Source organism: Phenylobacterium sp., from assembly GCF_031412415.1.
Classification (GTDB): Bacteria; Pseudomonadota; Alphaproteobacteria; order Caulobacterales; family Caulobacteraceae; genus Phenylobacterium.
The window spans coordinates 1-7,818 of record NZ_JANOCX010000175.1; the positions used below are offsets into that span (position 1 = coordinate 1).

Genomic DNA, 7,818 nt, shown 5'->3' on the forward strand with positions numbered 1-7,818 from the left:
CCATGGATATCCGGCGAACCCCGGCCGCGGCCATCTCGCGGAACGGCGCGGTGGCGACCTTCTGCGCGGCCATCAGATTGACCGGGCCATCGATCGCCGAACCCAGCGCCTTGGCGGTCTCCAGATCGCTGGGCACGGGGACGAAGACACAGGTCGCGCCTGCGGCCAGGTACATGTTGCCGCGCACCACGGCCTCGGAGAAGGCGGCGTGCGGGTCTGACGGCTGGTGATAGTAGGGGTCTGTGCGGGCGTTGATCACGAAGTTCGGCAGTCCGGCGACCTTGGCGGCCTGGACCGCCGCGGCGATGCGTTCGGCGGCGCGGACAGCCGGGGTCAGGCCGCGGGTCAGCGGATCGGTGTCTTCCAGATTGCAGCCCGCCCAGCCGGCGGCGATGGCCAAGGTCACGGTCTCGGCCACATCGCGGGGCGAGGGGCCATAGCCCGCTTCCAGATCGGCCGTCACCGGAATAGGCACGCGCCGGGCGATCGCGCCGCTGGCCGCCAGCATCCGTTCGCGGCCGATCTTCTCACCGTCCAGCACACCGTGAGCCAGGGCCACGGCCATGGAGCTGGTGCCGATCGCCGGGAATCCGGCCTCGTGGCAGAGCAGGGCGCTGGTAATGTCCCAGGCGTTGGGTAGGACGAAGCAGCCCGATCGGTGCAGGGCCGCGAACCGCACGGTCTTCTCGATCTGCGTAGGCGACACCATGACCGTACCTGCTGAGTTACATAAACCGACCTATAGTCGGTATTTACCGACTGGAGGGCGGTAAGTCAATTGGCGCATCGCGGATGTCCTGGTAGGTTGAGGGCATGGCGAAACAGGCCGAGCGACGCATCGCCACCCGCGGGGCCATCCTGAGCGCGGCGGCCGACCTCTTCGGGGCGCACGGGTTCGCCGCGACGTCCGTCGATCAGATCGCCGCGGCTGCGGGCGTGGCCAAGGGCGCGATCTACCATCACTTTCCAACCAAAGAGTCTGTGTTCGAGGCGGTGTTCGAGGACGCCGCCGAGCTGTTGGCCCGCGACGTGATGGCGGCCTCGCGCGGCGCGCGCGATGTGCTCACGTCCATAGGACTAGGCACCGCGGCCTACTTCGAGGCCTGCTCTCAGGGACCGAACGGCCGCATCATCCTGGGTGACGGGCCCAAGGTGCTCGGTTGGGAGCGGTGGCGGGAGATCGACAGCCGCTACTTCGGCGCGATGATCCCGCGCGCCCTGGCCGCGGCCATGGATCAGGGGATCATCGCGCGGCAACCGGTCGAGCCGCTGGGTCGGCTGTTGCTGGGCGCGGTCACCGAGGCCGCGGTGGCCGGCGGCCACGGCGGCGACTCGCTAGCCTATGTGGCGGCCCTTAGGACCTTGCTGGAAGGTCTTCGCCTGCCGGGGACGAAAACGTGAGGCCGTGAGCCGCATCCAGAAAGGCGATGTAAAGCTCGCGGACCGCTCGCCCGCCGAGTTCTTGAAGCTGCTGGTATTGCTGTCGATACCGTTCTGGATCGCGGGCTATGTCGTTGATCGCTACCTGGCTTCCGCGTCGCCGATCAACCTGCCCTTTAGCGCCCTCATGGCGATCAATCCGCTCATCGTGGCCTTCTACCTCGCGCGCCGGGAGAGCGGCCGGGACGCGAGCGTTCGGCTGCTGAGGTCCGTCTTCGACTGGCGTAAGATCTCTCCAACCGTCTGGCTCGCGCCAATCCTGCTGACCATGCCGTTGGTGAGCCTAGGGAGCTACGGCCTCATGCAAGCCGCAGGCGCCGCCCTGCCTGAACCGGACTTTCCGTGGCGCCTGATGCCCATCTTCGTGCCGGTGTTCCTGCTGTTCGCGTTCGCCGAGGAGGTGGGATGGCAGGGCTATCTCATGGCGCCCCTGCAAGCGCGATGGGGCGCCTTGGTCGGGGGCGTCATCGTGGGTTTGGCTTGGGCCGTCTGGCACCTGATCCCCTACGCCCAGGCCGGCCACGGCGCAGGTTGGATTTTCTGGCAGTGTGTGACGACGGTGCTGAGCCGCGTCCTGATCGCCTGGGTCTGTAGCAACACGGGCGGCAGCCTGCTGGCGGCGGTGCTCATTCACGCCACCATCAACCTGTGCGCGTTCACCTTCCCCAACCTCGGCTCGCACTATGACCCGTACTACGCAAGCCTCGCGCTGGCCGTTCCAGTGGCGCTGGTGGTGATTTTTTGGGAGCCGGCCAGTTTGGCCAGACGGCGCAGGTTTCGGCGCTAGACCCGAGCGAACCGCCGTTCCATGGCGGGCCAGAAGACGTTCAAGGCCAGTCCGCTCATCACCAGGCCCGCGGCCAGGAGCTTCCAGTCGGGCAGGGATTCTCCCAGCCAGATCGCCGAGGCGCCCATGCCGAACACGGGCACCAGCATGGCCATCGGCGTGATCGTCGCCGCCGGATGGCGCGAGAGCAGCCAGCCCCAGGCGGCGTAGCCGAACAGGGTGTTGCCGACCGACTGCCAGATCACCGCGGCCCAGGTCGCCGCGTCGGCGTTCTGGATGCCTTGGAGCATCGCGCTCGGACCCTCGAAGACCAGGGCCAGGACGAGCAGGGGCGGAACGGAGAACAGGCTGGCCCAGACCACGTAGGACAGCATGTTCACCTGGCCCGCGGCCTTCGAGAAGGCGTTGCCCCCGGCCCAGCTCGCCGCGGCCAGCAGCACCAGGGCCAGGCCCAGCGGCGTCACGCTGGCGTCGGTGTGGGCGACGATGACCAGCAGACCGATGGCCGCCAGGGCCAGGGCCACGATCTGGAAGGTTCGGATGCGCTCCTTGGCGATCCACATGGCCAGGCCGATGGTGAAGAACACCTGGGTCTGCACCACCAGCGAGGCCAGGCCCGGTGAGATGTAGCCGCTGATGGCGATGTACAGCACGCCGAACTGGCCAGCGCCGATCAGCACGCCATAGGCCGCCAGATTGCGCCACGGCACATCCGGCTTCTTGAGGAAGAACACCGCCGGCAGCAGGGCGAAGGTGAAACGCAGGACCGCGAAGGTCAGCGGCGGCAAGTGGTCCAGCCCGATGCGGATCACCACGAAATTCGTGCCCCACACCGCGACGACAGCCAAGGCCAGCAACACGTGGGACCAGGGGAGGGCGGCGCGAGTCATCCGGCGACTAGATAGGGCAATCCAGCTTGGCCGCAATGGCGCGACCAGTCCGATTCCCCGTCCGGACACCAGACCACATTGCCAAGTCCTGCGTCGAAATGCGGAGGCGGCATGACGCAGAGTTCACGGGCCACTGGCTTGCTCCTTGCGTGTCCAACGTCTAGCTAGGCTCACTGTCCGACGCTCGGACACCTCGTAGGACGTTGCTTATGGCCGATCAGGCGCAGACCTCCGCCGCCCCGGAAAAATCCGGCGCGATGAATGAGTTCGTCGAGATCGTGAAAACGGTCGCCTACGCCCTGCTGATCGCGCTGTTCCTGCGCGTGCTGTTCTTCCAGCCCTTCACCATTCCGTCGGCCTCCATGGAGCCGACGCTGCTGGAGGGCGACTACATCATCGTCTCCAAGTTCTCATACGGCTATTCGCGCCACTCGATCCCGTTCAGCCCGCCGCTGTTCAACGGTCGGATCATGGAGCGCGCGCCAAGCCGGGGCGACATCGTCGTCTTCAAGCTGCCCCGCGACGGCCGCACCGACTACATCAAGCGCCTGGTCGGCCTGCCCGGCGATCGCATCCAGATGCGCGAGGGCAAGCTGTTCCTGAACGATAAGCTGGTGCCGCGCGAAGCCCTGCAGCCCGTGATGATGGACAGCGGCTATGGCTTCACGCGCAGCGTGGAGCGCTACAAAGAGACCTTCCCCAACGGCAAGGAGTTCGTGACCTACGACTTCGGACCGGACGGCGAGGCCGACAAGACCGACGTGTTCGTGGTGCCCGAGGGCCACTACTTCTTCATGGGCGACAACCGCGACAACTCGCTGGACAGCCGCATCTCTGCGGAGACCGGCGTCGGCTTCGTGCACGCCGAAAACCTGGTCGGCAAGGCGCAGATCATCATGCTGTCCTGGAACAAGGAAGCCTCGATCTTCAAGCCTTGGACCTGGGTCCTGGACGCCCGACCCAGCCGGTTCTTCCAAGTCCTCAAGTGAACAGGCGAACAGCCGCGGTCGCCGAACTCGAAGGCCGTATCGGTCACGTCTTCAAGGATCGCGATCTGCTCGAGCGGGCGCTGACCCACGCCAGCGTCGGCGACGGCGCGACCAAGGTCCGACATTACGAGCGGCTGGAGTTCCTGGGCGACCGGGTGCTGAACCTGCTGGCCGCCGAGCGGCTGATGGCCCTGCATGTCGAGGCCCGCGAGGGCGAGATGAGCCGGCTGATGGCCGACCTGGTCAACTACCATGCCTGCGCCCGGGTCGCCCGGCGGATCGGCCTGGCCGAGGCCCTGCGCATGGCCCCTAGCGCCAGCAAGATTGGAGCGCGCGAGAACGACACCGTCCTGGGCGACGCCTGCGAAGCCCTCATGGGCGCGCTCTATGTCGAAGGCGGCCTGGATCCTGCGCGCGCCTTCTTCCTGGAGTTCTGGTCCGAGGAGTTCGCCGGCCTGGACGGCCCGCGCATCAAGGACCCCAAGACTCAGCTTCAGGAATGGGCCCAGGCGCGCGGCATGCCGCTTCCGGCCTATAAGGTGGTAAAGCGAACGGGACCCGACCACGCCCCGTGCTTCACCGTCTCGGTGACCGTGGGCGACCACGAACCCGAACTGGCCGAGGGCCGGTCGCGCCAGGACGCGGAGAAAGCCGCCGCCATGGCCATGCTGTTGAAACGAGAAGGCACTCTATGACCACCCGCGCCGGCTTCGCCGCGATCATCGGCGCCCCCAATGCGGGCAAGTCGACCCTGACCAACCGACTCGTGGGGGCCAAGGTCTCCATCGTGACCCAGAAGGTCCAGACCACCCGCTTCCCCGTCCGTGGCGTGGCCATGGCCGGTGAGGCCCAGATCATCCTGGTCGACACCCCCGGCATCTTCGCTCCGCGCCGGCGCCTGGACCGCGCCATGGTCCGCTCGGCCTGGGGCGGGGCGCAGGAGGCAGACTGCATCGTCCACCTGGTGGACTCCGTGGCCGAACTGGCGGCGGCCGAGCCGGGCGCGAAGTCGGCCGACAAGCGTTCGGCCATCGACGTGGAGTCGATCGTCGAGGGCCTGGAGAAGGCCGGCAAGAAGGCCATCCTGGCGTTGAACAAGATCGACGGCATGCGCCGCGACCGCCTGCTGGGCCTGTCGCAACGCCTGTTCGAGACGGGAGTCTATTCCGAGGTCTTCATGATTTCGGCGGCCGACGGTCAAGGCGTCGACGACCTGAAGGCGCGGCTGGCCGAGCTGATGCCCGAGGGCCACTGGCTCTATCCCGAGGAGCAGACCGCCGACCTGCCGGCCCGCCTGCTGGCCGCCGAGATCACGCGCGAGAAACTGTTCCTGCGGGTCCACGAGGAACTGCCCTACGCCGCCGCCGTCGAGACCACCGCTTTCGAGGAGCGCAAGGACGGTTCGGTGCGCATCGAGCAACAGATCTATGTGGAGCGCGAGAGCCAGCGCCCGATCATCCTGGGGAAGAACGGCCAGACCCTGAAGTGGATCGGCCAGAAGTCCCGCGAGGAGCTGATCGAACTGCTGGACCGCCAAGTCCACCTGTTCATTCACGTGAAAGTCGACGAACGCTGGGCCGACAAGCGCGAGTTCTACGGCGACGTGGGCCTGGATTTCGACGCCTGAGTCCATAGGTGAGGGCGATGACCGATCTCACCGCCTATTTCACCCGCATCGGCTATGACGGCCCACGCGAGCCGACCCTCGCCGTTCTGCGAGACCTGCTGGTGCTGCATACGGCCTCGATCCCGTTCGAGGCTATCGACGTCCTGCAGGATCGCGGGGTCGACCTCGCACCGGAGATCGTCGACGCCAAGCTGATCGACGCTCGGCGCGGCGGCTACTGCTACGAGCAGAACGGCCTCTTCAAGCGCGTGCTGACGGCGCTGGGCTTCGAGGTCGAGGGGCGCATCGCCAGGGTCAGGTGGAACCTGCCGGCGGGCGAGCTGCTGCGACCGCCCACCCACATGGTTCTGCGGGTCAAGATCGACGGCGTGGCCTGGCTCTGCGATGTCGGCTTCGGAAGCTGCGTGCCGACCGCGCCGCTGCGGTGGGATCTGCGCGAGCCCCAGCGGACAGGGCACGAGGACTTCCGCTTGACCGACATTGGCGGCGATCTGCTGATGGAGGCGCGGCTAGGCGAGGACTGGACGCCGGTCTACCAGGTCGCGCCCGACGTGCTGCTCGACCAGGACTACGAGATCAACAACTGGTTCTCGTCGACCCACCCGAGTTCGCATTTCCGGCATGTGCTGATCGTCGCCCTGACCAAGCCGGACGCCCGCTATGTCCTGGCGCAGAACCGCCTGACGGTTCGGCGGCCCAGCGGCGAGATGGAGCGAACGATGTTGGACGCCGAGGGTTTGGAACACGTGCTCGCCACGACCTTCGGCTTGCCGGTGAGCGATGACTGGCGGCCGCTGCTGGAACGCGTGGCGGCCGCGTCTTGATGGAATTCGAGGATGACGCCTATGTCCTGTCGGCCCGTCTGCACGGCGAGACCGGCGCCATCGTCGAACTGCTGACCGCGCGGCACGGCAAGTACGCCGCGCACGTCGCCGGCGGCGCATCGCGCCGGATGAAGCCGTTCCTGCAGGCCGGCGCCCGGGTGATCCTGCAGTATCGTTCGCGGATGTCCGACCAACTGGGATCGGCGGCGTTGGAGCCGGTGGGCGAGGGACCCTCGGCCCTGTTCGACGATCCCCTGGCGCTCGCGGGGCTCTCGGCCGCCGCCGCCGTAGCCGCCGCGGCCCTGCCCGAGCGCGAGCCGCATCCCGGCGCCTTCCTGGCCTTCGAGGCGCTGTCGCAGTCCCTGCTGGCGCCCGACATCTGGCCGGCGATCTTCGTGCGCTTCGAGGCCGGCCTGCTGCAGGATCTGGGCTTCGGCCTCGATCTCTCCAAGTGCGCCTCCACGGGCGCCGTCGATGACCTGATCTTTGTGAGCCCGCGGACCGGCCGAGCCGTCAGCCGGACGGCCGGCGAGCCCTACAAGGACCGCCTGCTGGCCCTGCCGCCGTTCATGCTCTCATCTCAAGGCGGCCTGGCGGAGGGAGACGTGCGCGCCGGCCTGGACCTGACCGCGCACTTCCTGGAGCTGTTCGTGTTCGGCCCGCTCAACCGCCCGCTGCCGCCGGCGCGGGTCTGGCTGGTCGATCGCTTGAACGAGGCGGACCGGCTGTAGTCTGTGGAGAGTCCATCCGTCGCGGGGACGGCGCGCGCGCGGGCCGCTAGAACGTACGGAACTCCGTAGGTCCGATTCGACATGACTGTTCAAACCAAGCCGCCTGGCGACGGCCCGCGCGTCATCGACGAGCCCCTGACCGAGGCCTTGTCGCGGCGCTATCTCGCCTACGCCCTCTCCGTCATAACCGACCGCGCACTGCCCGATGTGCGCGACGGGCTGAAGCCCGTGCAGCGCCGTGTCCTCTACGCCATGCGCGAGATGCGCCTGAACCCCGAGAACGCCGCGCGCAAGTGCGCCAAGGTCGTCGGCGAGGTGATGGGCGGCTATCACCCGCATGGGGACCAGTCGATCTACGACACCCTGGTGCGCATGGCGCAGGACTTCTCCCAGCGCTATCCGCTGGTCGACGGCCAGGGGAACTTCGGCAACATCGACGGCGATAACCCCGCCGCCATGCGCTACACCGAGGCCAAGCTGACGGCCGCGGCCATGCTGCTGCTGGACGGCATCGACGAGGACGCCGTCGA

The 7,818-nt window shown here is 67.5% G+C and carries 10 protein-coding genes; 8 read left to right on the plus strand and 2 right to left on the minus strand.

What is annotated here, in order from left to right; all coding sequences use genetic code 11:
- On the minus strand, positions 1–709 hold a 709-nt coding region (locus tag RMO04_RS08475; protein ID WP_309644347.1), incomplete at its 3' end, for an isocitrate lyase/phosphoenolpyruvate mutase family protein.
- Positions 710–813: 104 nt separating this feature from the next.
- On the opposite strand from RMO04_RS08475, the gene RMO04_RS08480 reads away from it, so the two are divergent.
- Both RMO04_RS08480 and RMO04_RS08485 read left to right on the plus strand, forming a co-directional pair.
- Positions 814–1,401, plus strand: coding sequence for a TetR/AcrR family transcriptional regulator (locus RMO04_RS08480; protein WP_309644348.1), 588 nt, complete (start codon positions 814–816; stop codon positions 1,399–1,401).
- Between the two features lie 4 nt (positions 1,402–1,405).
- The gene (locus tag RMO04_RS08485) at positions 1,406–2,227 is read left to right on the plus strand and encodes a type II CAAX endopeptidase family protein (protein WP_309644349.1); all 822 of its coding nucleotides are present in this window, start codon (positions 1,406–1,408) and stop codon (positions 2,225–2,227) included.
- Here RMO04_RS08485 and RMO04_RS08490 read toward each other — a convergent pair.
- The gene (locus tag RMO04_RS08490) at positions 2,224–3,117 is read right to left on the minus strand and encodes an EamA family transporter (RefSeq protein WP_309644350.1); all 894 of its coding nucleotides are present in this window, start codon (positions 3,115–3,117) and stop codon (positions 2,224–2,226) included. The two genes, RMO04_RS08485 and RMO04_RS08490, sit on opposite strands and share 4 nt — an antisense overlap.
- 209 nt (positions 3,118–3,326) lie before the next feature.
- Here RMO04_RS08490 and lepB point away from each other — a divergent pair, with 209 nt between their 5' ends.
- The 6 genes from lepB to RMO04_RS08520 form a co-directional block, all read left to right on the plus strand.
- Positions 3,327–4,106, plus strand: a complete 780-nt coding sequence (gene lepB / locus RMO04_RS08495) for a signal peptidase I (protein ID WP_309644351.1) — start codon at positions 3,327–3,329, stop codon at positions 4,104–4,106.
- Positions 4,103–4,801, plus strand: coding sequence for a ribonuclease III (gene rnc, locus RMO04_RS08500; protein ID WP_309644352.1), 699 nt, complete (start codon positions 4,103–4,105; stop codon positions 4,799–4,801). The genes lepB and rnc overlap by 4 nt, the downstream gene beginning before the upstream one ends.
- Positions 4,798–5,733, plus strand: a complete 936-nt coding sequence (era, locus tag RMO04_RS08505; protein ID WP_309644353.1) for a GTPase Era — start codon at positions 4,798–4,800, stop codon at positions 5,731–5,733. The genes rnc and era overlap by 4 nt, the downstream gene beginning before the upstream one ends.
- A 17-nt stretch (positions 5,734–5,750) precedes the next feature.
- Positions 5,751–6,557: an arylamine N-acetyltransferase gene (locus RMO04_RS08510; RefSeq protein ID WP_309644354.1), complete on the plus strand. Its 807-nt coding sequence runs from the start codon at positions 5,751–5,753 to the stop codon at positions 6,555–6,557.
- Entirely contained in the window at positions 6,557–7,288 is a 732-nt protein-coding gene (gene recO, locus RMO04_RS08515) for a DNA repair protein RecO (RefSeq protein WP_309644355.1), read from the plus strand. Before RMO04_RS08510 ends, recO begins: the two co-directional genes overlap by 1 nt.
- Before the next feature lie 81 nt (positions 7,289–7,369).
- Positions 7,370–7,818: DNA gyrase subunit A (locus RMO04_RS08520; protein ID WP_309644356.1), on the plus strand; the 449-nt coding region annotated here is incomplete at its 3' end.